Origin of the sequence: Streptomyces soli, assembly GCF_003999195.1 — a bacterium.
Lineage (GTDB): Bacteria > Actinomycetota > Actinomycetes > Streptomycetales > Streptomycetaceae > Actinacidiphila > Actinacidiphila soli.
Window position 1 is genome coordinate 1 of sequence record NZ_RJVR01000245.1, and the last position, 26,339, is coordinate 26,339.

Annotated in this window: 23 protein-coding genes and 1 pseudogene; 10 read left to right on the forward strand and 14 right to left on the reverse strand. The window is 69.9% G+C overall.

Features of this window, described 5'->3' with window-relative positions; all coding sequences use genetic code 11:
• Nucleotides 1-504 (forward strand): annotated as a pseudogene (locus EFK10_RS50850) (hypothetical protein); the annotation flags it as partial.
• 643 nt (nt 505-1,147) lie between these two features.
• Here the strand turns inward: EFK10_RS50850 and EFK10_RS24705 are convergent.
• Genes EFK10_RS24705 through EFK10_RS24715 form a run of 3 tightly spaced genes read right to left on the reverse strand, consistent with a single transcriptional unit; the run spans nt 1,148 to nt 2,057 of the window.
• The gene (locus tag EFK10_RS24705) at nt 1,148-1,447 is read right to left on the reverse strand and encodes a hypothetical protein (RefSeq protein WP_206305574.1); all 300 of its coding nucleotides are present in this window, start codon (nt 1,445-1,447) and stop codon (nt 1,148-1,150) included.
• Complete coding sequence (locus tag EFK10_RS24710; protein WP_127357855.1) at nt 1,444-1,767, reverse strand: helix-turn-helix domain-containing protein; 324 nt, start codon at nt 1,765-1,767, stop codon at nt 1,444-1,446. The genes EFK10_RS24705 and EFK10_RS24710 overlap by 4 nt, the downstream gene beginning before the upstream one ends.
• The gene (locus EFK10_RS24715; RefSeq protein WP_206305575.1) at nt 1,764-2,057 is read right to left on the reverse strand and encodes a site-specific integrase; all 294 of its coding nucleotides are present in this window, start codon (nt 2,055-2,057) and stop codon (nt 1,764-1,766) included. Before EFK10_RS24715 ends, EFK10_RS24710 begins: the two co-directional genes overlap by 4 nt.
• A gap of 259 nt (nt 2,058-2,316) precedes the next feature.
• On the opposite strand from EFK10_RS24715, the gene EFK10_RS47740 reads away from it, so the two are divergent.
• Nucleotides 2,317-2,739 (forward strand): hypothetical protein, encoded by a 423-nt coding sequence (locus tag EFK10_RS47740; RefSeq protein ID WP_164836140.1) that lies wholly within the window; start codon nt 2,317-2,319, stop codon nt 2,737-2,739.
• Between the two features lie 870 nt (nt 2,740-3,609).
• Here EFK10_RS47740 and EFK10_RS24725 read toward each other — a convergent pair.
• On the reverse strand, nt 3,610-4,062 hold the full coding sequence (locus EFK10_RS24725; RefSeq protein WP_127357857.1) for an Lrp/AsnC family transcriptional regulator: 453 nt from the start codon (nt 4,060-4,062) through the stop codon (nt 3,610-3,612).
• Nucleotides 4,063-4,180: 118 nt separating this feature from the next.
• On the opposite strand from EFK10_RS24725, the gene EFK10_RS24730 reads away from it, so the two are divergent.
• Nucleotides 4,181-5,194 carry an asparaginase gene (locus tag EFK10_RS24730; RefSeq protein WP_127357859.1) on the forward strand — a complete coding sequence of 338 codons (1,014 nt, stop codon included), beginning with the start codon at nt 4,181-4,183 and terminating at the stop codon, nt 5,192-5,194.
• A 14-nt stretch (nt 5,195-5,208) separates the two neighbouring features.
• On the opposite strand, the gene EFK10_RS24735 is transcribed toward EFK10_RS24730, so the two are convergent.
• Entirely contained in the window at nt 5,209-5,403 is a 195-nt protein-coding gene (locus EFK10_RS24735; RefSeq protein ID WP_127357861.1) for a hypothetical protein, read from the reverse strand.
• 334 nt (nt 5,404-5,737) lie between these two features.
• On the opposite strand from EFK10_RS24735, the gene EFK10_RS24740 reads away from it, so the two are divergent.
• Nucleotides 5,738-6,013, forward strand: coding sequence for a hypothetical protein (locus EFK10_RS24740; protein WP_206305576.1), 276 nt, complete (start codon nt 5,738-5,740; stop codon nt 6,011-6,013).
• Here the strand turns inward: EFK10_RS24740 and EFK10_RS24745 are convergent.
• Entirely contained in the window at nt 5,994-7,136 is a 1,143-nt protein-coding gene (locus tag EFK10_RS24745; protein ID WP_127357863.1) for a PP2C family protein-serine/threonine phosphatase, read from the reverse strand. The two genes, EFK10_RS24740 and EFK10_RS24745, sit on opposite strands and share 20 nt — an antisense overlap.
• 107 nt (nt 7,137-7,243) lie before the next feature.
• Here EFK10_RS24745 and EFK10_RS24750 point away from each other — a divergent pair, with 107 nt between their 5' ends.
• Nucleotides 7,244-8,470, forward strand: coding sequence for a GNAT family N-acetyltransferase (locus EFK10_RS24750; RefSeq protein ID WP_127357865.1), 1,227 nt, complete (start codon nt 7,244-7,246; stop codon nt 8,468-8,470).
• Nucleotides 8,471-8,553: 83 nt separating this feature from the next.
• Here EFK10_RS24750 and EFK10_RS24755 read toward each other — a convergent pair whose 3' ends face one another.
• The gene (locus EFK10_RS24755; RefSeq protein WP_127357867.1) at nt 8,554-9,369 is read right to left on the reverse strand and encodes an Fpg/Nei family DNA glycosylase; all 816 of its coding nucleotides are present in this window, start codon (nt 9,367-9,369) and stop codon (nt 8,554-8,556) included.
• A gap of 7 nt (nt 9,370-9,376) precedes the next feature.
• Complete coding sequence (locus EFK10_RS24760; RefSeq protein WP_127357869.1) at nt 9,377-9,865, reverse strand: ribose-5-phosphate isomerase; 489 nt, start codon at nt 9,863-9,865, stop codon at nt 9,377-9,379.
• A 150-nt stretch (nt 9,866-10,015) separates the two neighbouring features.
• On the opposite strand from EFK10_RS24760, the gene EFK10_RS24765 reads away from it, so the two are divergent.
• A complete protein-coding gene (locus EFK10_RS24765) occupies nt 10,016-11,476 on the forward strand; it encodes an amino acid permease (protein ID WP_127357871.1) in 1,461 nt (486 codons plus the stop codon).
• On the opposite strand, the gene EFK10_RS24770 is transcribed toward EFK10_RS24765, so the two are convergent.
• On the reverse strand, nt 11,440-11,667 hold the full coding sequence (locus EFK10_RS24770) for a hypothetical protein (RefSeq protein WP_127357872.1): 228 nt from the start codon (nt 11,665-11,667) through the stop codon (nt 11,440-11,442). The two genes, EFK10_RS24765 and EFK10_RS24770, sit on opposite strands and share 37 nt — an antisense overlap.
• 3 nt (nt 11,668-11,670) lie before the next feature.
• Between EFK10_RS24770 and EFK10_RS24775 the strand changes: the two genes are divergently transcribed.
• Entirely contained in the window at nt 11,671-12,309 is a 639-nt protein-coding gene (locus EFK10_RS24775; protein ID WP_127357873.1) for a hypothetical protein, read from the forward strand.
• A 1-nt stretch (nt 12,310) separates the two neighbouring features.
• Here EFK10_RS24775 and EFK10_RS24780 read toward each other — a convergent pair whose 3' ends face one another.
• The 3 genes from EFK10_RS24780 to EFK10_RS24790 all read right to left on the reverse strand — a co-directional run bounded on the left by EFK10_RS24780 (nt 12,311) and on the right by EFK10_RS24790 (nt 14,236).
• Nucleotides 12,311-12,898: a biotin transporter BioY gene (locus EFK10_RS24780; RefSeq protein WP_127357875.1), complete on the reverse strand. Its 588-nt coding sequence runs from the start codon at nt 12,896-12,898 to the stop codon at nt 12,311-12,313.
• 145 nt (nt 12,899-13,043) lie between these two features.
• Nucleotides 13,044-13,478, reverse strand: coding sequence for a GtrA domain-containing protein (locus EFK10_RS24785; RefSeq protein WP_127357876.1), 435 nt, complete (start codon nt 13,476-13,478; stop codon nt 13,044-13,046).
• 110 nt (nt 13,479-13,588) lie between these two features.
• A complete protein-coding gene (locus EFK10_RS24790; protein WP_127357878.1) occupies nt 13,589-14,236 on the reverse strand; it encodes a DsbA family oxidoreductase in 648 nt (215 codons plus the stop codon).
• Between the two features lie 101 nt (nt 14,237-14,337).
• Between EFK10_RS24790 and pepN (EFK10_RS24795) the strand changes: the two genes are divergently transcribed.
• Nucleotides 14,338-16,899 carry an aminopeptidase N gene (gene pepN / locus EFK10_RS24795; protein ID WP_127357879.1) on the forward strand — a complete coding sequence of 854 codons (2,562 nt, stop codon included), beginning with the start codon at nt 14,338-14,340 and terminating at the stop codon, nt 16,897-16,899.
• 84 nt (nt 16,900-16,983) lie between these two features.
• Here pepN (EFK10_RS24795) and EFK10_RS24800 read toward each other — a convergent pair whose 3' ends face one another.
• Nucleotides 16,984-20,292: a S8 family serine peptidase gene (locus tag EFK10_RS24800; RefSeq protein ID WP_127357880.1), complete on the reverse strand. Its 3,309-nt coding sequence runs from the start codon at nt 20,290-20,292 to the stop codon at nt 16,984-16,986.
• A gap of 346 nt (nt 20,293-20,638) precedes the next feature.
• Between EFK10_RS24800 and EFK10_RS24805 the strand changes: the two genes are divergently transcribed.
• The gene (locus EFK10_RS24805) at nt 20,639-22,339 is read left to right on the forward strand and encodes a TIGR03767 family metallophosphoesterase (protein WP_127357881.1); all 1,701 of its coding nucleotides are present in this window, start codon (nt 20,639-20,641) and stop codon (nt 22,337-22,339) included.
• A 6-nt stretch (nt 22,340-22,345) separates the two neighbouring features.
• Here EFK10_RS24805 and EFK10_RS24810 read toward each other — a convergent pair whose 3' ends face one another.
• Complete coding sequence (locus EFK10_RS24810; RefSeq protein WP_127357883.1) at nt 22,346-23,338, reverse strand: hypothetical protein; 993 nt, start codon at nt 23,336-23,338, stop codon at nt 22,346-22,348.
• A 322-nt stretch (nt 23,339-23,660) separates the two neighbouring features.
• Between EFK10_RS24810 and pepN (EFK10_RS24815) the strand changes: the two genes are divergently transcribed.
• A complete protein-coding gene (gene pepN / locus EFK10_RS24815; RefSeq protein WP_127357885.1) occupies nt 23,661-26,252 on the forward strand; it encodes an aminopeptidase N in 2,592 nt (863 codons plus the stop codon).
• Nucleotides 26,253-26,339 lie beyond the last annotated feature (87 nt).

Genomic DNA, 26,339 nt, shown 5'->3' on the forward strand with positions numbered 1-26,339 from the left:
GGCCTGAACGGCGCCCCCGGCGCCCCCGGCAAGGACGGCCTGAACGGCGCCCCCGGCCTGAACGGCGCCCCCGGCGCCCCCGGCAAGGGCGGGCCTGCCGGACCCGCTGGGCCTCCGGGACTGGGCGGGCCTGCCGGACCCGCTGGGCCTCCGGGACTGGGCGGGCCTGCCGGACCCGCTGGGCCTCCGGGACCGGGCGCTCCCGGCTACCCCGGCTACCCCGGCTACCCCAACAACCCTGACTACCCCGACTACCCCGACTACCCCAACAACCCCGGCTACCCCGGCTACCCCGGCTACCCCGGCTACCCCGGCTACCCCAACAACCCCGGCTACCCCAACAACCCCGACTGCCCCGACTACCCCGGTCACCCGGGCGGCTACAAGCCGGACCACCATGGCGACCACAAGCAGCACCACCATGGCGACCACACGTCGGACTCGGACTGCCCGCCGAAGTGGCGCGCGCCGATGTCGCTTCGACAGACGTCGTTCTGGCTGTGAGTAGACGCTCGACGGCATGAGCCTGGTCCCCCGGACTAACCCTCCGGGGGACCAGTGCCGTCGTGGTGCCGTCATCGGAACGCGATGGAGCAGTGATGAGTGTTTCGTCCGGAGTACTCACCGGCCTGACCGATGCCCACCGTGAGCGGCTGCTGGAACTTGCCCAAGCCGCTGTCTTCCCAGGCGGAACGCGCCTGTTCGAAGAGGGCGGCAGCGCCGACCGGTTCTGGATCATCCGCCGCGGCAGCGTGGCGCTGGACGCTCCCATCCCGTCCACCTTCAGCCCAGGCAGAGCCGAGCAGACCCGGCCCCTGGCGTCCAGGTCGTTCGTACAGTGGCGCGCTCCACCTGGACGCCAGGAACCACGCCCGCTCCACGGTGTGTGGGCCGAAGGCAGACGGGATGGGAGCTGGGGGTTGAGGAGGGGAAGCCGGCGGAGCTATCGACCGAATTGCCACCCTGCCCAAGTAATGCCCCATCACCGTTTGCGGCTGGTGACACCGTTCTTACAGGCGCGTCCGCCGTGGGTTCAGCGTGACTGAGGGACTTTCACCGGAACTGACCGCCCCCGAAGCCACGCCCGCTGATGATCTACGGACAGTGATGAAAAGCAGGCCGTGGGAGCTCCTGATTGGCAGGATACTCATTCGTTCCCGACGGCTCGCTCGATCTGGTCGTCCAGCAAGCTCTGGGCGATGGTCGCGTAGCGGCTCGCCGTGGTGTGGGACAGGTTGAAGACCAGGGCGAGGTGCAGCGGGTCGGCGCCGATCGTCAGGGCTTCGTGCAGTACCCGGTCGCCGCGGATGCGTTCGAGGTAGACGCCCTGGTGCAGCAGGTGTCGCTTGAGGTATTCGGCGCTGACGGGCCCGGTCCCCAGGGCGGTCTTCGCGTTGATGAGCACATGCCGGTTCGGGGTCTTCGGCCCGAAGTGCACGCAGGTCATCGCGGCGGCAGAGACCTGCCGGTGCAGGGGCGCGGGGCGACGGCCCGCGGCTGCCCCACGGCGGCGGTCTGCGAGTCGGCTGCCGGCGTCGGCTCCGGCGCCTTCTCCGTCTCGGGCAGGAGCAGTTCCCCGACGCCGCAGCCGAGCACGACACAGATGACGTCCAGCTCGTCGAGCTTGACGGTGTTCGGCTGGCCCGACCACAGGCCCGACATCTTCCCTGCGCTGATCACGACACCGCGTTCGGCGAGCATCCGCTGGAGTTCACTGGCCTTCCAGATGCCACGGTTGGCGGCCGCCAGACGAAGGTTCCACTTCACTGGGCCAGTCCCTTCCATCGGTCGGTGGCGCGCTGCTGCCCGGTGACCCAGGCGTCTTCGACGTGGGTGCCGTGGACGTGGATGTACCAGGCCGTGGTGCCGGTCCAGGTATGTCCGAGGAGTTCCTGGATGGCGAACAGGCTCATGCCGGCGAGGTAGAGCTGGGAGGCACAGAAGTGCCGCAGCACGTGCGGCGTCAGCTTCCCGGCCCAGGTCGGCAGGTGCTGGGTGGCGGCGTCGGCCAGCGACCGGCGGAAGACGTCGGCGGTTGCCCGGTCGTCGCAGGACATCGAACGTGTTCTCCCAGTCGCGGGCCTTGAGTCCGATCACGGACACCGGCATAACCGGGGGCAGGCCCTCCGGGATGCCCGTCTCGGGCACGGTCACCTGGTAGAGGTTCCACTGTCTTCCTGACGCTGTAGTCGCGGCTCCTGTGTTGGAGCCACCGAGTCGGAGCATGACGCACCCCGGGGTGCCCTCCCCCCAGAAGGGAAGGGCACCCCGGGTCGGTCAGCGGCGGTGTTACTACCTGCGCTTGTGATCAAAGTCATGACCGTCGTGGTGGCGGAAGTCACGACCGTCGTGGTGGCGGAAGTCACGACCGTCGTGGTGGCGGGAGTCACGGAAGTCACGGGAGTCGCGGAAGTCGTGGAATTCGCGGCTGTAGTCATAGAGTTCGAAGCGCCCGAATCCGTCACGCCCGAAGCCACCGAAGCCGTCACGCCCGAAGCCACCGAAGCCGTCACGCCCGAAGCCATCACGCCCGAAGCCACCGAAGCCGTCACCGAAGCCGTCACCACTGTTGTACGTGGCCTGAGTTGCCGGCGAGGGCGCCGCTATGGTGGTGGCGCTGGCGCCGCTGGCGCCGCCCAGCAGGACGGCGGTCGCGACGCCCAGCGAGGCGGCAAGACGGGAAACCCGCATTGGGTTCTCCTTTCACGGCAGGCGCCTGATGCGCCTGTCAGGGGTTGAATACGCTTACGCTTCCCCCGGGTACGCGCCTTTGAGGACCTACTGTCCCAAAAGCACTTGATGCAACGAAATATCACTCCGGGCGGAACCGCCATCCGGCGCGGCCGCGTCACGCCCGAACGGGTGACCCGACCCCCACGACCGCCAGCACCACACGATCTTGCCGAGCTCGCGGCCCCCCACACCCCGCTTGTTGATCTTCCAAAATGGTGCCGCCGGGGCGTCAGGTGTAGGTTCCTCCCGATCTGGAGCCAGCCGGAGTGGGCACGATGGGAACAGCCACCTTCTTGGCCCGGGGCACGCTAGGCTTGGGCGGCAGCCGCATCGCGATGTGGGAGCTGACTCGCCGGGCGTCGGGGCCGGGGTGGCGGAAGTGGCGCGTAATCGCCGGGTTCGCCGCTGTGTGTGCCTCGGTCGCACTCGCCGGGTAGCCGAGGAAGCCGAAGGCACTCAAGGGGAAGTCGAACCCACCGCGCAGCGCCGCGCCTCGCACTCAGCACTTCGCAGACTGAGTGTCCATCTGCGCTACAACGGCCCCGTACTTCGGCGTACGTCCACGGACGTTGGTGGACTGTTCGCGCAGCTCAACCCCGGTGAGACCGCACGCCGTGAGGGCACCCAGCTTGCTTCGGGACGAAGAGGCCGCTCGGCCAGGCCCAAGTGCGGAGGTCAGCCCCAGCACCGACGGGCTCACCAACCATCATCCCGGGTGGCGAAGAGGTCAGGCCAAGTCCGCGCCGCGTAGAGCGCGTCGAGCGGCTCCACCATGGACCGAAGTTCGCGAGCCGGCCGCGGAGGTAGAGCATGAAGCGCGAGTTCGAGGACCGCGCGTTCGTCAGTCGTGTAGAAGCGATTGCAACGTACGGGCGGTCAGTCGACGGGGACGCCCTGAGGGGACTTGATGCGCTTCATGATCATCTGGGAGTTGACGTCGCTGACGCCAGGCATGGCGATGAGCTTGTCGGTCCAGAAGCGCTCGTACGCGTCACTGTCGGCGACGGCGATGCGCAGCAGGGAGCCGGGGGCTCCGTACAGGCGGTAGGCCTCGACGATGTCGGGGACGGCCTGGACCTCGGACTCGAAGGCGGCGACGGAGTCGCGGTCGCGGTGGACCTCGACGGAGGCGAAGACCTCGAAGCCGCGGCCGAGGGCAGCGGGGTCGACGACGGCGCGGTAGCCGCGGATGACGCCGTCGTCCTCCAACTGGCGTACGCGGCGCAGACAGGGGGATGGGGTGAGGCCGACGCGGGCGGCCAGTTCCTGGTTGGTGAGCCGACCATCGGCCTGGAGTTCACGCAAGATTCTTCTGTCGATCGCGTCCATAGAGACAGTTTCTATCAGGTATTCCAGGTCTACGCGCCCTGATTAGCAGCACCTTTCTTCAATTTCCGCATATCCTTGCGATGGATTGCTGCGACTGCACTCGGGGAGCGAGGGGAACGTGAAGCACATCGTCGTGATCGGCACCGGCGGGACGATAGCCAGCCGCTGGCAGGGCACCGGCTACGCGGCGGAGGCCGCCGGCGGCGAGGTGCTCGCGGTGAGCGCGCTGCCGGAGGGCGTGGAGGTGACCGTCCGGGATCTGTTCACCGTCAACAGCTCGCAGCTGACCACGGGGCACCAGCTCGAACTACTGCGTACGGTCCACGAGGTACTGGCGGACCCGTCGGTCGACGGCGTGGTGATCACGCACGGCACGGACACCATGGAGGAGTCGGCCTTCCTGCTGGACCTGCACCACGACGACCGCAGGCCGGTGGTGTTCACGGGCGCGCAGTTGCCACTGGACTCGGTGGACGGGGACGCGGCGGGCAATCTCTACGACGCGCTGCTGACGGCGGCGACCGGCCGGGACATCGGCGTGGTCATCACCTTCGGCGGCTTTGTGCACGCGGCCCGGGGCACCCTCAAGGCGCACACGCTGGACGCGCAGGCCTTCGCCGACCCGTCGGGGCGGCCGCTGGGGCGGGTCAAGTTCGGCGAGATCGCCTGGGCGCGACCGCGGTCGCGCCCGGAGGCACTGCCGCTGCCGCTGCCCGACGCGGGCGCCCGCACGCCGCGCGTGGATGTCGTGATGCATCACGTCGACGCTGACCCGGTGCTCTTCGAGGCCGCCCTGGGCGCCGGCGCGCGGGGCATCGTGCTGATCGGCACCGGCGCGGGCAACGCGACGCCCGAGTTCGCGGACGCGGTCCGGCGAGCCGTGGACGCGGGCGTACTGGTCGCCCTCAGCACGCGCGTCGCGGCCGGCCCGGTCGCGGCGATGTACACCGGCGGCGGGGCCGTGGACCTCGCCGAGGCGGGCGCGGTGCTCGCCGGGACGCTGCGCGCGGGCCAGGCCCGGATCGCGGTACTGGCGGCGCTGCTGACGGCGGAGAGCCCCGAGGGGCGTACCGCCGCCCTGCGCCGCATCGTTGACGCGACCGCCGGGCGCGAGGCCGCGGCGGCCGCGTAAGTCGTCTGAGCCGCTCAGAGGTTGATCTGGTTGATGGTGGCGGCCAGCGAGTCGAGGAACTTCTGAATCGAGGGCGCCATACCTGTGGAGGCCAGGAAGAAGCCGAACAGGATGGCCACGATGGCCGGTCCGACCTTGAGCGTCTTGCCCCTTATCAGGACGATCAGGATGATCGCCAACAACAGCACTACGGACAGCGAGATGGCCACAGCCGATCACATCCTCGGTCAGCATCCTCGGTCAGAACGCCTCAGCGTCGTCCATCGTCCCACCAAGCACTGACACGGCCACCCTCGGGGGCGGTTCCGTAATTGCGTGGCGCGTTCGAAATTGAGTATTTCCCAACCCCTCACGGAACACACGTAGTTGCTTCACCCAGTCTCGACTGGCTGGGTGATATGCCCCGTTCAGCCGTTATATTAATGGACATTTAGCACCCAAGTGGACATGGGTGTGGGGAGTGCATGCCCGGGCAGCAGGCCTGATATCCAGATTCCCCAGAGGAATTTACGAAGGAAGCGCTCGCTCGGTATGGTGCCTCAGATGTTCCCGCCCCCACGCAGGAACACCCTGTCCCCGCACAGCTACGACCACGTCCCGCAGATCGCGGACTTCCAGGGCTGGTTCGACACGTACCAGTGGCTGCACAGTCCAATGGGCGAGGTCGCGGTGACGGTCATCGCGGCGACGCTGGTGACGGCGCTGTGTACGTCGCCGGTGCGGCGGGTGTTCCGGTTCGCGATGGAGCCGAGGATGGAGTGGGCCTTCAAGGCCGACCCCAGGGGCGAGCGGCGGGCAGTCAGTCCCGGCACACGATGAGCAGCGCGCGGTCGTCGTTGACGTTCTTCGCGACGGCCTCGATGAGCTGCCAGGCCGCGCCGCGGAAGCCCTGCGCCACGTAGCGGTCGGCCTCGCCGATGAGCCGGTCGATGCCCTCGCCGATGTCGCGGCCGGAGGCCTCCACCAGGCCGTCGGTGAAGAGCAGCAGGACGTCGCCGGAGCGCAGAGTGCCCTTCACGCCGTGGAACTCGGCACCGTCGTAGATCCCCAGCAGCGGGCCCTCGGCGGCCTTCTCCTCCCAGCGGCCGGTGCCGGCACTGAGCTGGACGCCGGGCAGGTGACCGGCGGAGAGCAGTTCGTAGTCGCCGGACTCCAGGTCCAGGACGAGGTGGACGGAGGTGGCGAAGCCCTCTTCCCAGTTCTGCCGCAGCAGGTAGCCGTTGGCGGCCGTGAGGAAGGCGTGCGGCGCGAGCGAGCCCAGCAGGCCGCCGAAGGCCCCGGACAGCAGCAGCGCGCGTGAGCCGGCGTCCATGCCCTTGCCGGAGACGTCGGTGAGTACCGCCTCGAGGACCCGGCCCCCGGACGTACGGGTGGCGACCACGAAGTCGCCGGAGAAGGACTGCCCGCCGGCCGGGCGCAGCGCCATCTCCGAGTGCCAGCCGGGCGGCAGCTTGGGCAACCTGCTCTGTACGCGGATGCGTTCGCGCAGGTCGAAGAGCATCGTTCCGCCGCCGCGCCAGGGCACGCCGACCCGGCTGCGGAACTGCGCGATCAGCAGCCCGGAGAACGCGACCGCGCTCACCACGAGGACCACGCCGGGGGTGACCGGGCCGAGCCCGTTCGCGAAGGGGCGGAAAGCGGCCGATTCCACTACCAGGGCGGCGGCCGAGGCGCCGTACAGGAGCAGCAGGCTGGAGGGGCGCAGGAGCAGGCCACCGATGAGGATCGGCAGTACGAGGGCGGTGGGCGGGCACCAGACGGGGCTGGCCACGGTGGCCCAGGCGATGGCGGGCACGCTGAGCACCAGGACGGACAGCACCAGCCAGTCCGAGCCCTCGCCGCGGAAGTAGTCGACGCCCGTTTTGCGCACGCCGACGCGGGCCCGGTGCAGCGTCCTACGCCACCGGGCCACCGGGCTGTTCCCCGCGGCGCGCTGTGCCATGTCCCGGCGACCCTACCCAGCGATTCGTCGATGCGTCGATTCACGGCCCCTTCAGGGAGGCGGAAAAACAGTCGCGCGGGCGGGCGGGCGGCTGCTAAGCCAGGTGAATGACCTTTGAGGTGCGGGGACTTGAGGATGGGCAGTGGGACGACTGGTTCGACAGGACGGACCGGGTCTTCGGCGGCAGCGCGCCACCCGAGGAACGGGCACGGCTGAAGGCCGTCGCCGAGGTCGACCGCTCCATCGCCGCCTGGGACGGTGACGAGATCGTCGGCAGCGCCGGGGCCTACTCGTTCCGGATGTCGGTGCCGGGTGGTGCACTGGTGCCGACGGCCGGTGTGACCTGCGTGAGCGTGCAGCCCACGCACCGGCGGCGTGGGGTGCTGACGTCCATGATGCGGGCGCAGCTCGACGACGTACGGGGGCGGGGTGAGGCACTTGCGGTGCTGACGGCGTCCGAGCCGGAGATCTACGGCCGGTTCGGCTACGGGGTGACGAGCAAGCAGTTGGGCGTGAACATCGACACAACGCGGGTACGACTGACGCCGCCGGCGGGTGTCGACGACGTGACGCTGCGTTTCGTCGGGCTGGAGGAGGGCCTGGAGCTCTGCGAGGCGGTGTACGCGAGGGTGGTCGCCGCCCGGCCGGGGATGCTCGCGCGGCAGCCGGGGTGGGCGCGGACGCCGCTGGTGGATCCGCCGTCGCAACGGGCGGGGGCGAGCGAGCGGCTGTGCGTCCTTGCCCAGGTCGAGGGTGAAGTGCGGGGATACGCCCGCTATGCGGTGAAGCTGGATTCGACGGCCGGCGGACCCGACGGCGTCGTGCTGGTGCGCGACGTCGACGCGGTGGACCCGGTGACCTATGCGGCCCTGTGGCGGTATCTCTTCGGCATCGACCTGACGTCGAGGATCTCGTCGTACAACCGGCCCGCCGATGATCCGCTGTTGCACCTGGTCTCCGACGTGCGGCGATGCCTGGTGAGCACTAAGGAGGGCCTGTTCGCGCGGCTGGTGGAGGTGGGCGCGGCGCTGGAGGCGCGCACGTATACGACGCCGGTCGACGTCGTTCTCGAGGTGGCCGATTCCTTCTGCCCCTGGAACGAGGGGCGCTGGCGGCTCACCGGTGACCCGAAGGGCGCGGTGTGCGTGCGCACGGCGGACCCGGCGGACCTGGCGCTGTCGGTGCGGGAGCTGGGGGCGGCATACCTGGGCGGTGTGTCGCTGTCGGCGCTGGCGGGGGCGGGGCGCGTGCGGGAGCTGCGCGACGGGGCGCTGCGGGAGGCGGCGGTGGCCTTCGGCAGCGACGTGGCACCGTGGCTGGCGCACGGGTTCTAGCTAGGCTCTGTCTGACAAATCCCGCCTGCCCCGCGGCGTCCGGCACGCGCGCTCGCTGCGTGTGCAGACAGGGCCTAGCCCCGCTAGGGGCGCCCCTGGCACGTCGGGCACCAGAAGAGGTTGCGGTTGGCGAGGTCGGCGGTGCGGATGTCGGTGGCGCAGATGTGGCAGGGGAGGGCGGCGCGGCGGTAGACGTAGACCTCGCCTCCGTGGTCGTCGAGGCGTGGGGGGCGGCCCATGGCTTCGGGGGTGTGCTCGGGGCGGACCGTGTCGATGCGGTTGTGGCGGACGCCTTCGCGCATGAGGGCGACGAGGTCGGCCCAGAGGGCGTCCCATTCGGTGCGGGTGAGGTCGCGGCCGGGGCGGTAAGGGTCGATGCCGTGCCGGAAGAGGACCTCGGCGCGGTAGACGTTGCCGACGCCGGCGATGATCTTCTGGTCCATGAGCAGCGCCGCGACCGTGATGCGGCTGCGGCTGATCCGGTCCCAGGACCGGTCGCCGGTGTCGGCGGGCGCGCGCAGCGGGTCGGGGCCGAGGCGCTCGTGTATGGCCTGCTTCTCGGCGTCGGTGATCAGCTCGCAGGCGGTCGGGCCGCGCAGGTCGACGCACGACTCCGGATTGGCCAGGCGCAGCCGTACGGTCTCGGTCGCAGGGACAGCGGGACCCGCACCGAAGTCGACCTTGCCGAAGAGACCGAGGTGGATGTGGACCCAGCCGGTCGCGGCGAAGCCGAGGAAGAGGTGCTTGCCGTGTGCTTCGGCCGTCTCCAGGACCTGGCCGTCGATCAGCGCGGCGCCGTCGGAGAACTTGCCCTGCGGGCTGCTCGCGCGCACGGGCCGACCGCCGAACCTCTCGAAGTGGTCGGCGGCCAGCCGGTGGATGGTGTGACCTTCGGGCATGCCCCGGTCAGCTCTCCTGCGGGTGGTGGGCCGGGATGGGCGGGAGTACGCCAGTGGCCTCGTAGGCGTTGAGCATCTCGATGCGGCGGGTGTGACGCTCCTCACCGGAGTACGGCGTACCGAGGAAGACCTCGACGAACTTGGTGGCCTCGTCGACGGTGTGCATGCGGCCGCCGATGCTGACCACGTTCGCGTTGTTGTGCTGGCGGCCAAGCGAAGCGGTCTCCTCGCTCCAGGCCAGCGCGGCCCGTACGCCCTTAACCTTGTTCGCGGCGATGGCCTCGCCGTTGCCGGAACCGCCGATGACGATGCCTAGGCTGTCGGGGTCGGCGGCGGTGCGCTCGGCGGCGCGCAGACAGAACGCCGGGTAGTCGTCCTGGGCGTCGTAGATGTGCGGGCCGCAGTCGACGGGCTCATGGCCGCCGGCCTTGAGCCATTCGACGAGGTGGTTCTTGAGTTCGAAGCCGGCATGGTCGGAGCCGAGGTACACGCGCATAGGGACGAGTGTGGCACGACCGGAGCGGAATCCGGGATCCGGGGCGGGATCGCGGGTCGGACGACGAAATCTGAGGCTTACTTGAGCTTATAGCTACGATATGGACTCAAAGGTTCCCCATCCGCCTCTCTTCCGTTTGGATGCGAACCCATGAGCACTCGTCCCCCCACCCTCCCCGTGACCGACTCTCCCCCCACCGACACCCCCTCCGGTTCCGGCCTGCAGGCCGGGCTCAAGAACCGCCATCTGTCCATGATCGCCATCGGCGGTGTGATCGGCGCGGGCCTGTTCGTCGGCTCCGGCTCCGGTATCCGAGCCGCGGGCCCCGGCATCCTCGTGTCGTACGCGCTCGTCGGTGTGCTGGTCGTCCTCGTGATGCGGATGCTCGGCGAGATGGCCGCCGCGAACCCCACCTCCGGCTCCTTCTCCGCCTACGCGGACCGCGCGCTGGGCCGCTGGGCCGGCTTCTCGATCGGCTGGCTGTACTGGTTCTTCTGGGTCGTGGTGCTGGCCGTCGAGGCCACCGCCGGCGCCAAGATCCTGGAGGGCTGGGTCCCGGCCGTCCCGCAGTGGGCGTGGGCGCTGATCGTGATGATGGTGCTCACCGCGTCCAACCTCGCGTCGGTCGCCTCGTACGGCGAGTTCGAGTTCTGGTTCGCCGGGATCAAGGTCGTCGCGATCGCCGCCTTCATCGGCGTCGGTGTCCTCGCGGTCTTCGGGATCCTCCCCGGCGTGCACAGCGACACGGCCGGGCTGTCCAACCTGACCTCGCACGGCGGCTTCCTGCCCAACGGGCCCGGCAAGATCCTCACCGGTGTGCTGCTGGTCGTCTTCTCCTTCATGGGCAGCGAGATCGTCACCCTCGCCGCCGGTGAGTCCGAGGACCCGCAGCGCGCGGTCACCAAGGCCACCAACAGCGTGATCTGGCGGATCGCCGTCTTCTACCTCGGCTCGATCTTCATCGTGCTGACCCTGCTGCCCTGGAACTCCGCGGCCATCACCAAGGACGGCTCGTACGTCGCCGCGCTCGACTCCCTCGGCATTCCGCACGCCGGCCAGGTCATGAACTTCATCGTCCTGACCTCGGTGCTGTCCTGCCTCAACTCCGGTCTCTACACCGCCTCCCGCATGGCCTTCTCCCTCGGCCGCCGCGGTGACGCGCCCGCCGCCTTCGGGCGTACGGCGCGCAAGGGCGTACCGCAGACCGCGATCCTGGCGTCGGTCGTCTTCGGCTTCGTGGCGGTCTACTTCAACTACGCCTACCCGGACACGGTCTTCCTCTTCCTGCTCAACTCCTCCGGCGCCATCGCGCTGTTCGTGTGGCTGGTCATCTGCTTCTCGCAACTGCGGATGCGCCGGATCATCCAGGCGGAGGCCCCGGAGAAGCTGATCGTCCGGATGTGGCTGTTCCCGTATCTGACGTGGGCGACCATCGCGCTGATCGTGTTCGTGCTCGGCTACATGCTGACCGACACCGGATCCGGCGGCGGCCGGGACCAGGTGGTCCTCTCGACGCTGGTCGCGCTCGGTGTGGTCGGTATCGCGGTGCTGCGCCAGCGGCTGAAGGGCCGCGCTCACAGTGGTTCGAAGGACTCCGTCAGGTCGGCGTAGTTCCGGAGCGCGGCGGCTCGGACCTGGGCGGCGTACCAGATGTTGAGCTGGTACGCCTTACCGCCCGAGGTGAATCCGAGCTGCCGCGCCCGCCATTGCGTGCCGTCCTGGGTGAAGGCGTACTCCCAGACGACGGCTGGGCGGCCACGGAAGGTGGTCCGCTCCAGGCGGATCCGGCGGTAGCCCGGCACGTCGTGCGAGCCGGCGGCAGCAGCCAGGGCGGTACGCCCGGCCCGAGCGCCCCGGCGGGCGTGAAGGTCAGCACCGAACTGCCGTCGAAGATCTCCGTCGACAACAAGACCGAGGCCACCACGCTCACCGCGAGGATCAGCAACAACGGGGACAAGGCGACACCCGCCATCGTGCTTTCCGTGGTCGGCTTCGGCGCCCTGAAAGTGACGGGAGTGAAGGGCTGTTCCCCCGTCCCGATATCAGGACGGCCCAAAGGCTCCAACAGCGCATACCACTGCCAGATCAGCGCTCTTGCCGCCGGCGGGAGCAAGGCATTCGTGGTCTCCGTGACCTACGACCTCCAGAGCAAGGGCCAGATCTGCCTGCCCGTCACCCTGGGGACCAGCCAGACCCTGCTCTGGCAGCAGGGGCCCGTGCCCTTCGGTACGAGTCGGCCTACGCCGAACGCCCCGGACACGCCGCTGCTGCTCGGCACGGACAACGTCCCGGCCGCCCAGGACGCTTCGGCTTCGCCGAGCACTGACCTGCCCAGCACGGGTGCACCCGAGGGCACGCTGCCTCCCGCTCTGGCGGGCGGGCTACTGCTCGTTGCCGGTGCGGTCGGTGCCTGGCTGACGACGCGCATACCGCGTCGCCACTGAGTCAGCCGGCCCGGCGGCCGGCCAGCTTCCACGCCGTCGGCAGGGCGCCCATGGCCAGGGCGGCCTTGAGGGCGTCGCCGAGGAGGTAGGGGGTGAGGCCGAGGGCGACGGCCTGACCGAGGGAGAGGTGGGCGGCGGCGGCCAGGTAGGGGACGCCGACCGCGTAGGTGATGGCGCTGCCGACGACCATGACGCCGGCCATGCGCCAGACGCTGCGGTCGGCGCCGCGCTGGGCGAGGGCGCCGACGGCGGCCGAGGCGAGCATCATGCCGAGGATGTAGCCGAAGCTTGCCATGGAGGCGCCCGACGAGCCGTCCGCGAACCACGGCACGCCGGCGACCCCTGCGACCGCGTACAGGGCGAGCGCCAGGAAGCCGCGCCGGGCGCCGAGCGCGGTGCCGACCAGCAGGGCCGCGAAGGTCTGACCGGTGACCGGCACGGGCGAGCCCGGCACCGGGACCGAGAGCTGCGCCGCGAGGCCGGTCAGCGCCGCGCCGCCCAGGACGAGGGCCGCGTCCCGTACGCGGGAGGCGGGCAGCAGGTCGGCCAGGACGGTGCGGGGCCGTACGGCGGCGGCAGCAGTGCTCATGGGTGACTCCCCGGGTGATCGTCGATCGTGGATCGAAACGGCTTGGTTCACCGCGACGCTATCCCAGCGCCCGATCGCCGATCATCATCAGCTGTCCACAAAGGGGTCATCGCTCGCTTGGTGACTTCTGGACAGTTTCAGCAGGTCACGTGACGCTCATCACCACGGACGCTGTGGGAACCTTCCAATCCCGCGCGAACACCACCAGCCGCAGCACCGCGAACCGCCCGAGCCCCGCCAGCCCCGACGCCCCGAGATACACCGCCTGCTCCCACCACCGCCCGGCGTCGGGGCGCACCGCGTGCAGCACCAGCATCGCGCCCGTCGTGAAGAGGTACGCCACCGCCAGCGTCAGCCCGGACTTCAGATGCACCCGCCAGCTCGCCCGTCCCTCGCCGCCGAAGGTGAAGCGGCTGTGCAGCTCCGTCGCCAGCAGCGTCGACACGACCGTCACCAGCGCGTTGGCCGCGGCGAAGGGAATCGGCCCTGCCAGCAGCAGCATCGCCCCGCTGGACAGCAGCCCCACCCCTCCGCCGCAGACGACGAACCGTATGAATGAGGTCAGCCCCGTGGTGTCCATGCCAGCGACAGTGCAGGGCACCGCTGACAGGACACCTACCGCGCGCCTACAGCCCACCGACGCCGGCGGTCAGCGACCGGTCAGCGCAGTCAGCACCAGGTTCAGCGCGGTCAGTCGAAGATCGGGCCGACCGTGCGGGTGCGCTTGATCTCGTAGAAGCCCGGGATGGAGGCGACGAGCAGGGTGCCGTCCCAGAGCTTGGCCGCGGCCTCGCCCTTGGGGGCGGGGGTGACCACGGGACCGAAGAAGGCGATCTGCTCACCGTCGGAACCGGGGACGGCGATGACGGGGGTGCCGACGTCCTGGCCGACCTTGTCGATGCCCTCCTGGTGGGAGGCGCGCAGTTCGGCGTCATAGGCGTCGGACTGGGCGAAGGCGGCGAGGTCGGCGGGGAGTCCGGCCTCCTCCAGGGCGGCGACGATGGTGTCGTGGTCCTTCTCGAGACCCTGGTTGTGGAAGCGGGTGCCGAGCGCGGTGTAGAGGGCGCCGAGCACCTCGTTGCCGTACTTCTGCTCGGCTGCGATGCAGACGCGGACCGGACCCCAGGCGGTCTTCATGAGGTCGCGGTACTGCTCTGGCATCTCGTCGAGGCGGGGCTCGTTCAGCACGGCGAGGCTCATCACGTGCCAGCGGACCTCGACCGGGCGGACCTTCTCGACTTCCAGCATCCAGCGGGAGGTCATCCAGGCCCAGGGACACAGCGGGTCGAACCAGAAATCCGCGGGCGTCTTCGTCGCGTCGTTCGTCGTCTCGGGCACGTCATTCTCCTCAAAAGGGGATGGCTTTCCTCCGAAGACGGGAAACGCGGAATCCCATGCGAAGATTCCAGCCTCCACAAGACGAGCCAAAGGAGTCCTCCGTGCCCGGCGAAAACCTGACCCGAGACGAGGCCCACGAACGGGCCGGCCTGCTGTCGGTGGACGGTTACGACGTCGCGCTCGACCTGCGGTCGGCGGTCCGGCCCGAGGAGAGCACCTTCCGGTCCGTGACCACGATCCGCTTTCGGGCCACCGAGCTCGGGTCGGCCACCTTCGTGGACCTCGTCGCGCCATCCGTGGAGTCGGTGGTCCTCAACGGGCGCGAACTGGACCCGGCAGTGGTCTTCGACGGGACGCGGATCGCCCTGGCGGACCTCGAAGCGGTGAACGAGCTGGTCGTCGACGCCCGCTGCGCCTACAGCCGCACCGGTGAGGGGATGCACCGCTTCACCGACCCCGAGGACGGCGAGGTCTACCTCTACACGCAGTACGAGCCGGCCGACGCCCGCCGGGTCTTCGCGAACTTCGAGCAGCCGGACCTCAAGGCGCCGTACCGCTTCACCGTGACGGCCCCCGAGGGCTGGACGGTGTGGAGCAACGGCGCCGAGGAGTCCCATGAGGAGGGTGCGGACGGCGGGGTCTGGCGGTTCGCCGAGACCGAGCCGATCTCGACGTACATCACCTGCGTCGTCGCCGGCCCGTACCACTACGTCACCGACACCTACCGGCGCGGCGACCTGGAGATCCCGCTGGGCGCGCTGTGCCGCAAGGGCCTGGCCAGGCACTTCGACGCGGAGGACATCTTCACCGTCACCAAGCAGGGCCTGGACTTCTTCCACGAGCACTTCGACTACCCGTATCCCTTCGGGAAGTACGACCAGGCCTTCGTGCCGGAGTACAACATCGGCGCGATGGAGAACCCGGGGCTGGTGACCTTCCGCGAGGAGTTCGTCTTCCGGGGCAAGGTGACGCGGGCCTCGTACGAGGGCCGGGCGAACGTGATCCTGCACGAGATGGCGCACATGTGGTTCGGCGACCTGGTGACCATGCGCTGGTGGGACGACCTGTGGCTGAAGGAGTCCTTCGCGGACTTCATGGGCGCTCTCTCGCTCGTCGAGGCCACCCGCTTCACCGACGGCTGGATCACCTTCGCCAACCGCCGCAAGGCCTGGGCCTACCGGGCCGACCAGCTGCCGTCCACGCACCCCGTCACCGCCGACATCCGTGACCTGCAGGACGCCAAGCTCAACTTCGACGGCATCACGTACGCCAAGGGCGCCTCGGTGCTCAAGCAGTTGGTCGCGTACGTCGGCCGGGACGCCTTCCTGGAAGGCTCCCGCCGCTACTTCAAGCGGCACGCACACGGGAACACCGAGCTGGGCGATCTGCTGTCGGTGCTGGCCGAGACGTCGGGCCGGGACATGGCCGAGTGGTCGCGTGCGTGGCTGCAGACGGCGGGCGTCAACTCGCTGACCCCGGAGGTGTCGTACGACGAGCAGGGCCGGGTGCGCGAGCTGGTCGTGCTCCAGGAGGCGGCGCCCTCGCACCCCGTCCTGCGGCCGCACCGGGTGGCGATCGGCCTGTACCGGCGCACGGACGCGGGCACGGTGGAGCGCTACGCACGGGCGGAGGCCGACGTGGCCGGGCCGCGTACGGTCATCGGCGAGCCGGCCGGGGCCGAGCGGCCCGACCTGGTGCTGGTCAACGACGAGGACCTGACCTACTGCAAGGCCCGCTTCGACGCGGCGTCGCTGGAGACCGTGCTTGGGCACCTCGGCGACGTCACCGACCCGCTGGCCCGCGCCCTGTGCTGGTCGGCGGTGTGGAACATGACGCGCGACGCGCTGCTGCCCGCCCGCGAGTACATCGGCCTGGTGCTGCGCTTCGCCGGGGCCGAGACCGACATCGGCGTCCTGCAGTCCCTGCATCAGCAGGCCAACACCGCCCTGCACCACTACACCGCCCCCGCCTGGCGTCCGGAGGGCCGCCGGGCGCTGGCCGAGGGGGCGCTGCGCGAGCTGCGGCGGGCCGAGCCGGGCAGCGGGCACCAGCTGGCCTGGGCGCGGTTCTTCGCTTCGGTGGCCATGTCGGAGGACGAACTGCGGCTGCTGTCGAGGCTGTTGGACGACACCGAGAAGATCGACGGCCTGGACGTGGACCAGGAGCTGCGCTGGACCTTCCTGGAAACGCTGGCCTCCGAAGGCGCCGTCCAGGAGGACGCCATCGCGGACGAACTGGCCCGCGACGCCACCGCGTCCGGCAAGCGCCACCAGGTGCGCTGTCTCGCGGCCCGGCCCTCGGCGGCCGTCAAGGCGCAGGCCTGGGCATCGGTCGTCGAGTCCGACGCCCTGTCCAACGCCCTGGTCGAGGCCACCATCGCCGGCTTCGACCAGCCCGGCCAGCGGGAGCTGCTCGCGCCCTATGCGGGCAAGTACTTCGCCGTGATCGAGCGGGTCTGGGCCGAGCGGAGCATCGAGATCGCCATGGCCATCGTCCGCGGCCTCTTCCCGATCCTCCAGGCCCGTCAGGAGACCCTCGACGCCGCCGACGCCTGGCTCGCCGAGCACGCCGACGCGCCGCCCGCCCTCCGCCGGCTGGTCGCCGAGTCCGGCGACGACCTGGCGCGGGCGCTGCGCGCGCAGGCGCGGGACGCGGCGGCATAAGGACCCCCGGCGCGAAGCCGGCACGAACAGCCAGGGGCGGGCGCTCTGTTGAGCGCCCGCCCCGGTTGTGTCGTCGGATCGGCGTCAGCCGGTGACGACCTTGTTGATGAGCACGCTGCCGGTACCGGCGACGGTGCCGTTGGCGTCGAGCAGGCTGACCTCGCCGAAGAACTGGCGTCCTTCGGGCGCGGCGGCGTTGACCAGAACGTCGGCGGTGACGCCGGTGGAGGCGCCGTTGGCCAGGGTAACGGTCTGGGAGTCGTCGACGTTCACCGAGCCGAGGTCGGCGGAGTAGAAGACGTCCTGGTAGTCGTACTGGGTGCTGCCGGACGGGACCGAGTAGCCGTCCACCGTGATGGTGTACGTACCGGCCGCCGGGTTGGCGAGACTGACCGACTCCTCCGAGTCACCGTCCGCCGACTGGCCGACCGTGGTGCCGTTGAGGACCACGTACAGGTCGAGGTCGGCCGAGGTGTCGGAGGTGTTGCCGATGGAGACGTCCAGGCGGCTCGCGCCCGCGGGGACGACGACCGTGGTGGTCACCGAACCGCCGTTCGCGATGGTCGAACGTGAGCTCGCGGAGGAGCCCAGCGCGCCGCCCTGGAGCTTGCCGCCGTGGATCGGCGCGAAGTTGTTCTTGACGGTCCAGCTGACCGGGGCGGCCGTGCCGACCGTGGCCTGGTCCAGGGTCTGGGTCGCCGGGTCGAAGGTCACGCCCAGCGCCGTGGCGGTGAGCTTGTACGGGTTGTCGAGCAGCGGGGACGTACGACGCGACTCGACCTCGATCTCCCAGACGCCCGGGAGCGGGTCGGCGTAGGAGCGCAGGGCGGGGTTGCAGCCGTTGGTGGTGGTGTAGTTCGGGTAGCAGTAGGTCGTCGCGGTGTTGTCGGCCGGGACGCCGTACGGAGTGATCGCGATGAACCGCGTCTGGCTGCCGGTGGCGAGACCACCGAGCGCGACCTCAAGGGTCTTGGCACCCTCGGGGACGGTGACGAAGTACGACTTGGTGCCGTTGCGCTGCACCGAGCTCGACGCGCTGACCGCGTAGGACGGGGCGGCCTGCGGCTTGGAGACGACGACCGTGGCCAGGATCTGGGTGTCCGTGCCCGGGGTATTCGGGTCGTTGACCTCCAGGGTGGCGCTGTGCAGCCCGGCGTCGTACGTCTTGGCCGCGACCTTGACGGTGACCGGGGTGTTCAGTGGCAGCGAGACGGTGCTCGGGCCGTCGAAGCGGAAGGTGCCGTCGTTGTTCTCCCACTCCAGCTCGTGCTTGACCGAGCCGGCCGGGCCGGTGGTGCGAGTGATGGTGATGTCGTACGAGCGACGCTGGCCGGTCTTGAGGCCGCCCTCGCGGTCGTAGAGGCCGGTGCCGAAGCCCGGGGTGGCCAGGTACTGGTCGAGAGAGGTGTCGACCGGCGCCTTGACGGTGTACTCGTGGGCGGTGACGCCCGCCTTGATGAGGTGCCAGGCGTCGACGATGTTGATCAGGCCGGAGCCCTCTTCGTACGTCTGGGCGCCGTTGATGTGGGTGGCGGTGCTGGTCAGCGCGGTGCGCAGCTTCGCCGGGGTCAGGGCGATGCCCTTCTGCTTCGCGGCGGACAACAGCAGCGCCGAGGCGCCGGTGGCCTGCGGGGACGCCATCGAGGTGCCCTGGAGCATCGCGTAGCCGGCCGGGAGGCTGTAGCCGGCCTCGGCGACCGGGCCGCCCGGCTCCCAGGTCGGGATGGTGTTGATCGAGGCGCCGGGAGCGGAGATCGTCGGGGCGAAGCCGCCGTCCTCACGCGGGCCGCGCGAGGAGAAGGGGAAGAGGGCGTACTTCTTCTCCACGATCGAGCCGTAGTCGGCCGCCCAGGTCTCCTTGGAGACCGCCGCGCCGACGCTGATGACCTTGTCGGCCAGGCCGGGGTCACCGATGGTGTTGGCACCGGAGCCGCTGTTGCCGGCCGAGATGACGAGCTGGACGCCGTAGGTGTCGATCAGCTGGGTGTACAGCTGCGAGCGGGCGTTGTTGCCGTCGTTCAGCGCGGGCAGGCCGCCGATGGACATGTTGACGATGTCCACGCCGCGGTTGACGACCAGGTCGATCATGCCCTCGGTCAGCGCCACGTTTGTGCAGCCGCCGGACCAGGTGCAGGCACGGGACGACACGATCTTCGCGCCGGGGGCGGCGCCGTTCATCTTGCCGCCGAACAGGCCATTGGCGGCGGTGATGCCGGCGACGTGGGTGCCGTGCTCGGACTCGATGACGCCGATGTTGACGAAGTCGGCGGTCTGGCCGACGTAAGGGCCGCCGTACGGGTCGAGCTTGACGTCCTTCTTGATCTGGATCACGAAGGGGATGCGCTCGGAGATCTGCGTACTCGGGTCGTCGGTGCCGAAGTAGCCGATCTGGTAGCCGTCCTTGTACGGCTTCATGGCCTCGTCGTCGGTGAAGTCACCGTTGTCGTTGAGGTCCACGCGGACGGTGCCGGCCACCGGGTCGTAGAGCATGCCCCAGATGTCGGTGGTGTTGCCGTCGCGGTTGAGGTCGCCGGCCATGTCGCCGCCGATGGTGTAGCTCTCCCTGAAGCGGCTGAAGTAGTACGAGCCCGCCGGCGCGGTCCACGTACGGCTGTTGGCCGTGAAGGTGGGGCCGGAGACCCCGGTCAGCATCGGGCGCCAGGTGTTGTCGCCGTCGGTGATCGGGTCGGTCGAGGTGACCCAGTCCACGATCTTGCGCTCACCGGTGGTGGTCTTCTGCAGCGCCGGGTGCGCGAGATCGACGCCGGAGTCCAGGATACCGATGGTGACGCCCCGGCCGTCGGCCTCGGGGTTGTCCTTGACGAAGTCCACCGCGCCGGTCTCGAAGGCCGGCTGGTACGGGTTCTTCGCCGGGGTGGTGGCGCTCGGACCCGAGTAGGTCGTCGTGCCGGTGGCCTCGGCGGCCGCCTTCTTGGTGGTGTCGGCCGTCGGCGTCGGGTCGTCGATCTGGATCTCCTGCTTGAGATCGATCGCCTTGACCGTGGACAGCTTCGTGGCCGAACTGATCGCCGCGTCCGCGTTGCCGGTGGGCACGGTAGCGCGTACGTAGCCGAGTTTGTCGTACGTCTGCCCCACGGAGGCGCCCTTCACGGCGCCGAGCTGGTCCGCGACCTGCTCGGTCTTGCCGGGGGTGGTCGCGATCATGAGGGTGACGTTCTTGTCGCCGTCGGCCTTGGCCTTGGCGAGGAGGTCGGCGTCGGCCGAACCGAGCTTGTCGTCGGCGGCCTTGGCCGGCGCGGCAGCGGGATCGGCCGCGCCTGCGGTGTCGGCGGCGGCGAGAGAGGGGCCGGCTGCGGACAGCGCGGCCACGAGGCCGGCAGCGAGCGCGATCCGGACCACGCGTCTCTTCGCACGTATGTGATCGAGGGTCATGGACATCCTTGTTCAAGATTTGGGCGCCAGTTGACCGACACATTGGGCCATGCTGACCTTGGTTGGGGAGGGGCGGTCGGTGGCGTAAGCCCGACATGACGCAGATGCGACAACGGATCTCAGGGCAAAGCGGACAGGTGGCCGCGGAAGTGAACTCCGCGTGAGCGACACGGATCCGGCGCCCGCCCCGGTGATGTCCGTGCGGCATACACCTGATCGTTGTCCCGAAGTCGGCGCCCAGCGTTCCGTTTCCGTTGCCCGCCCGGCCATTCCGGCTGCCAACGATCCAGGTGAACGACGTCCGTCCCGTCACTGATACGCCGCACCCGTCACGGGGGAGCTCCGTATGTCTGCTCTCAATCGCCGCAACTTCCTGCTCGCGTCCGGCGTCACCGCCGTCGGCGCGGGGCTCGGAATCGCCCTGGTACCGGGTTCGGGTGACGCGAAGGCGTCACCCGCTGCCGCGCAGTCGGCGACAGGAACGCTGTCCGTCGTACCGGCCGCCCCCTCCACGACCGGTACGACACTGCGCACCGTCGCCGCGCCGCGCGGCAGCGGAAGCTACCGCCGCCTCGCCGACGGCCCGGGCTGGTCCCGCGTGACGCGGACCGAGTTGGCGGCCGCCAAGAGCGGGCGGGCCGGGCGACGTACGGCTCTCGCCTGCTTCGTACAGCTCACGGATCTGCACATCACCGACGTGCAGTCACCGCTGCGCACCGAGTTCCTGCGGGCCGGCAAACCCGGCGGCTGGCGGCCGCACGAGGCGCTGACGGTGGCCGGCGCCGCGTCGCTCGTCGAGCGGGTCAACGCCCTGCGCGGAGGTCCGGCCACCGGTGAGCCGGTCGGCTTCGTCATGACCACCGGCGACAACACCGACAACAACTCGCAACTCGAGCTGGAGTGGTTCCTGACCGTGATGAGCGGCGGCCGGATCACCCCCAACTCCGGTGATCCGAAGGGCTACGAGGGCGTACAGGACTCCGGGCTGAAGCTCTTCTGGCAGCCGGAGGCCACCCTGCGCGACGGCGACAAGCAGCTCGGCTTCCCCCGGCTTGCGGGCTACCTCGACGCCGCGACCCGCCAGGTCACCAGCCCCGGGCTGTCCGTCCCCTGGTACTCGACCGTCGGCAACCACGACATGCTCACCAGCGGCGCCTACGCGTACGACTCCTTCTGGCACGACCTGGCCACCGGCTCGCGCAAGCTGCAGTCGATCCCCTCCGCCGAGGCCGCGAAGCTGCTGAAGATCATCGGGAGTGGTACGGACCCGAAGGGCATCGCCGTCCGCGGCGCGTTCACCTCGTACGCCTCCAAGGCACGCACCGTCACCGCCGACGACCGGCGCGCCCCCTTCACCCCGCACGGCTACCTCACCGCCCACCTCGACCCGGCCCACCGGGGCGCAGGACCGGTCGGGCACGGCTACACCGAGGCCAACCTGCAGGGCGACAAGATGTACTACTCGTTCCGGATCGCGGATTCCGTGGTCGGCATCAGCCTCGACACCACCGACCGGGGCGGCGACTACCGGGGTTCCCTCGGCACCGCCCAGCTCAACTGGCTGAAGGCGGAGCTGACCACCAACGCCGACGCCACGGTGCTGGTCTTCAGCCACCACCCGAGCTGGTCCATGACCAATCTGGTGACCGACCCGGCCCACCCCGGCGAGAAGCGGCATGGCGGCGACGAACTGCTCGCCCTCCTGAAGAAGCACCGCAATGTCGCGGCCTGGATCAACGGCCACAGCCACAGGAACAAGATCGTCGCGCACGGCACCTTCTGGGAGGTCTCCACCGCCTCCCACGTCGACTTCCCGCAGCTGGCCCGGGTCATCGAGCTGACCGACAACCACGACGGCACCCTGTCCCTGATCACCACCCTGGTCGAGTCCGCCGCCCCGCACCGCACGGACTTCGCCGACCTCTCGCAGACCGGCCTCGCCGCCCTCTACCGCGAGCTGGCCTACAACGCGCCCGGCGCCACCCCCAGCACGCTCACCGGTGCGTCCAGTGACCGCAATGTCGAGCTGCTCCTGAAGAAGCACTAGCCCGCACTAGGCCGGGAGTACGACAACGTACGCGGCCGGGGAGCGGTCGGACGAGGCCATCAGCGCCGTCCGCACCACGGCCGCCTGCTGTTCGAGGGACTCCCGGAGCTTCTTCGGGGTGATGTATACGACAGTGATCCCCAGCCGCTCCAGGTGCTCGCGCTTGCGGGCGTACTCCGACCACAGTGCGTCCTCCTCCTGGCGGGGGGCGCGGCCGTCGATCTCCACTGCCACGGCGTGCTCCGGCCAGTACGCGTCGACGCCGCCGAGGTGCGGCCCGCCCGGCAGCCGCAGGTCCACGTGCCACACCGGGTCGGGGAGGCCGAAGCAGCGCACCATGTCGTAGAGCCGCCCCTCGGCGATCGCCCGGCCCTCGGCGAGCAGGGTGTCGACGGCCTCGACCACGTGCGGCCGGGACAGCAGCCGTGCCTGGCTCAGCTCCCTGACGACCGCCGTCGCCTCGCAGTGCCCGCCGCGCACCGCCTCCGTGAGCAGCCGGCGTACGGTCTCGGGGTCGTCGAGCTCCGCCACGGCGTCCGCGAGCGCCCGGGGCACCGGGGCGCACGGCACCCCGGCCACCTCGTCCGGGTCGGGCAGGACGTGCGCCCGGTGGATCATCACCTCGCCGGACGCGCGCAGCCGCCGCTGCCGGGGCACGAGGAGGTCGATCCGGTCCAGGCCGATCAGCGGCGGCACGGAGGAGAAGCGGTGCAGGGCCAGGGCCGCGAGGCCGGTGACCATGACCTCGCCCTGCGAGCCCTCCGAACCCTCCGCGTAGAGCAGCGCGGCCTGCAGCCGTTCCCCGCTGGTGGGCGGCCCGGCGTGCAGCAGGTAGACCTGTGGCAGCAGTTGCTGCCAGGGGCCGCCTGGGCGACACCGCTCGGCGAGATCGCTCGCGGTGACGCCGTGCTCGCGGAGCTGACTGACCGTCAAGACCAGTCGCCTGTTGCGGGAAAGGTGGTCGAGGGGGCGGGGGCTGAGGGGGATGTTGTGGTTCATGCCGGGTCAATTCCTCGCTGCGATCGCCCGCTAACCGCTGTTACAGTCCCGTCGACAAACCGGGACATCCCCGCACTAAAGTTCATGCGTTCGGTTGCCGACGGGAGCTTTTCACCTATTCGAGTGATGATCCACCGTCCGGCCCAGGCCGCGAGGGGTGACCTGGGTGCTCGCCCGGGCCCGGTCCGGGAGCCCCGGAGGGGCTGGGGTCACCCCTTGAGGTGATCCGGCCGGAGGTTGTCCACAACCAGGGAAATCCCTCGGGCGGCACCCTTGTCCCACGTGCGAGGATGAGGCAAAGACCGACGAAGGAGACGGATACGTGCCTGGCACGAACCTCACCCGTGAGGAGGCGCAGCAGCGCGCGCGCCTGCTCACGGTGGACTCTTACGAGATCGATCTCGACCTGAGCGGAGCACAGGACGGGGGAACCTTCCGGTCGGTGACGACGGTGCGCTTCGACGCCGCCGAGGCCGGCGCTTCGACCTTCATCGACCTGGTCGCGCCCACCCTGCACGAGGTGCTGCTCAACGGGACCGCGCTGGACCCTGCGGAGGTCTTCGCCGACTCCCGGATCACGCTCCCCTCCCTGCAGGCCGGGGCGAACGAGCTGAAGGTCGTCGCCGACGCGGCGTACACCAACACCGGCGAGGGCCTGCACCGCTTCGTCGACCCGGTGGACAAGCAGGCGTACCTCTACACGCAGTTCGAGGTGCCGGACGCCCGCCGCGTCTTCGCGAGCTTCGAGCAGCCCGACCTGAAGGCGACCTTCCGCTTCACCGTGAAGGCGCCCGCCGGGTGGACGGTGATCTCCAACTCGCCGACCCCTGAGCCGGTCTGGGGGTCCCCCCGGACGGAGTCTGGGGGAGTGTGGAGCTTCGAGCCCACCCCGCGCATCTCCACGTACATCACCGCGCTGATCGTCGGCCCGTACTACGCGGTGCACAGCAGCTGGGAGGGCGGCGGCCGCACCGTGCCGCTCGGCATCTACTGCCGGCCGTCCCTGGCCGAGCACCTGGACGCGGACGCGATCTTCGACGTCACGCGGCAGGGCTTCGACTGGTTCCAGGAGAAGTTCGACTTCGCGTACCCCTTCGAGAAGTACGACCAGCTCTTCGTCCCGGAGTTCAACGCCGGCGCGATGGAGAACTCGGGCGCGGTGACCATCCGCGACCAGTACATCTTCCGCTCGAAGGTCACCGACGCGGCCTACCAGATGCGGGCCGAGACGATCCTGCACGAGCTGGCCCACATGTGGTTCGGCGACCTGGTCACCATGGAGTGGTGGAACGACCTGTGGCTGAACGAGTCGTTCGCCACCTACACCTCGGTCGCCTGCCAGGCATACGCCCCCGGCAGCAAGTGGCCGGCCGCTTGGGCCACCTTCGCCAACTCCGAGAAGACCTGGGCGTACCGGCAGGACCAGCTGCCGTCCACGCACCCGATCATGGCGGAGATCAACGACCTGGACGACGTCCAGGTCAACTTCGACGGCATCACGTACGCCAAGGGCGCCTCGGTGCTGAAGCAGCTCGTCGCCTACGTCGGCCAGGACGAGTTCTTCAAGGGCGTCCAGGCGTACTTCAAGGCCCACGCCTGGAAGAACACCCGGCTCACCGACCTGCTCGGCGCGCTGGAGGAGGCCAGCGGCCGCGACCTGAAGACCTGGTCGAAGGCCTGGCTCGAGACGGCCGGCATCAACATCCTGCGGCCCGAGATCAAGGTCGCCGACGACGGCACCATCACCGGCTTCGCCGTCCGCCAGGAGGCCCCCGCCCTCCCGCCGGGCGCCAAGGGCAAAGCCGTGCTGCGGCCGCACCGGATCGCGATCGGCGCGTACGAGCTCGAGGACGGCAAACTCGTCCGTACGAAGCGCGTCGAACTCGACGTCGACGGCGCGCTCACCGAGGTGCCCGAGCTGGTCGGCGTCAAGCGGCCCGTGGTCGTGCTGCTCAATGACGACGACCTGTCGTACGCCAAGGTGCGGCTCGACGAGGTCTCGCTGGCGACCGTGAAGGAGCACCTCGGCGACTTCACCGAGTCGCTGCCGCGCGCCCTGATCTGGGCCTCGGCCTGGGACATGACGCGTGACGGCGAACTGGCCACCCGCGACTACCTGGAGCTGGTGCTCTCCGGCATCGCCAAGGAGTCCGACATCGGCGTCGTGCAGTCCCTGCACCGCCAGGTCAAGCTGGCCATTGACCTGTACGCCGACCCGGCGTGGCGGGACACGGGGCTCGCCCGCTGGACGGAGGCCACGCTCGAGCACCTGCGTGCCGCCGCCCCCGGCAGCGACCACCAGCTCGCCTGGGCCCGCGCCTTCACGGCCACAGCCCGTACGAAGGAGCAGCTGGACCTGCTCGCCGGCCTTCTCGACGGCACCGAGACCATCGACGGCCTGGCGATCGACACCGAGCTGCGCTGGGCGCTGCTGCAGCGGCTTGCCACCACCGGCCGCGCCGACGAGCCCGCGATCGCCGCCGAGCTTGAGCGCGACGCCACGGCGGCCGGCGAGCGGCACGCCGCGACCGCGCGGGCCGCGCGCCCCACGGAGGCGACCAAGGCCGAGGTCTGGGCGTCGGTCGTGGAGAGCGAGAAGTACCCGAACGCGGTCCAGGAGGCCGTCATCGCGGGCTTCGTCCAGACCGACCAGCGCGAGCTGCTCGCTCCGTACGCCGCGAAGTTCTTCGACACCGTCCAGGACGTCTGGGAGTCCCGCAGCCACGAGATGGCCATGCAGATCGTGCTCGGTCTCTACCCCTCCCTCCAGGTCTCCCAGGACACCCTCGACGCCACCGACGCCTGGCTCACCTCCGCCGACCCCGTCCCCGCTCTGCGCCGAATGGTCACCGAGGCCCGCGCCGGCGTCGAACGCGCCCTGAAGGCCCAGGCCGTCGACGCGGCCGCCGGCTGACCCGGCACCCGGCTCCGCCTGCTCGTGGGCAAAGAGGGGGCGCCCCGGACCGCACAACGGTCCGGGGCGCCCCCTCTTTGACGCCGT

Bases quoted from the DNA above. Each gene is read 5' to 3' on its own strand.
- EFK10_RS24705 (WP_206305574.1), bottom strand. From the start codon at position 1,447: ATGACCTGCGTGCACTTCGGGCCGAAGACCCCGAACCGGCATGTGCTC.
- EFK10_RS24715 (WP_206305575.1), bottom strand. From the start codon at position 2,057: ATGTCCTGCGACGACCGGGCAACCGCCGACGTCTTCCGCCGGTCGCTG.
- EFK10_RS47740 (WP_164836140.1), top strand. From the start codon at position 2,317: ATGACCGTCGTGGTGGCGGAAGTCACGACCGTCGTGGTGGCGGAAGTC.
- EFK10_RS24725 (WP_127357857.1), bottom strand. From the start codon at position 4,062: ATGGACGCGATCGACAGAAGAATCTTGCGTGAACTCCAGGCCGATGGT.
- EFK10_RS24740 (WP_206305576.1), top strand. From the start codon at position 5,738: ATGTTCCCGCCCCCACGCAGGAACACCCTGTCCCCGCACAGCTACGAC.
- EFK10_RS24745 (WP_127357863.1), bottom strand. From the start codon at position 7,136: ATGGCACAGCGCGCCGCGGGGAACAGCCCGGTGGCCCGGTGGCGTAGG.
- EFK10_RS24750 (WP_127357865.1), top strand. From the start codon at position 7,244: ATGACCTTTGAGGTGCGGGGACTTGAGGATGGGCAGTGGGACGACTGG.
- EFK10_RS24755 (WP_127357867.1), bottom strand. From the start codon at position 9,369: ATGCCCGAAGGTCACACCATCCACCGGCTGGCCGCCGACCACTTCGAG.
- EFK10_RS24760 (WP_127357869.1), bottom strand. From the start codon at position 9,865: ATGCGCGTGTACCTCGGCTCCGACCATGCCGGCTTCGAACTCAAGAAC.
- EFK10_RS24765 (WP_127357871.1), top strand. From the start codon at position 10,016: ATGAGCACTCGTCCCCCCACCCTCCCCGTGACCGACTCTCCCCCCACC.
- EFK10_RS24780 (WP_127357875.1), bottom strand. From the start codon at position 12,898: ATGAGCACTGCTGCCGCCGCCGTACGGCCCCGCACCGTCCTGGCCGAC.
- EFK10_RS24785 (WP_127357876.1), bottom strand. From the start codon at position 13,478: ATGGACACCACGGGGCTGACCTCATTCATACGGTTCGTCGTCTGCGGC.
- EFK10_RS24800 (WP_127357880.1), bottom strand. From the start codon at position 20,292: ATGACCCTCGATCACATACGTGCGAAGAGACGCGTGGTCCGGATCGCG.
- EFK10_RS24805 (WP_127357881.1), top strand. From the start codon at position 20,639: ATGTCTGCTCTCAATCGCCGCAACTTCCTGCTCGCGTCCGGCGTCACC.
- EFK10_RS24810 (WP_127357883.1), bottom strand. From the start codon at position 23,338: ATGAACCACAACATCCCCCTCAGCCCCCGCCCCCTCGACCACCTTTCC.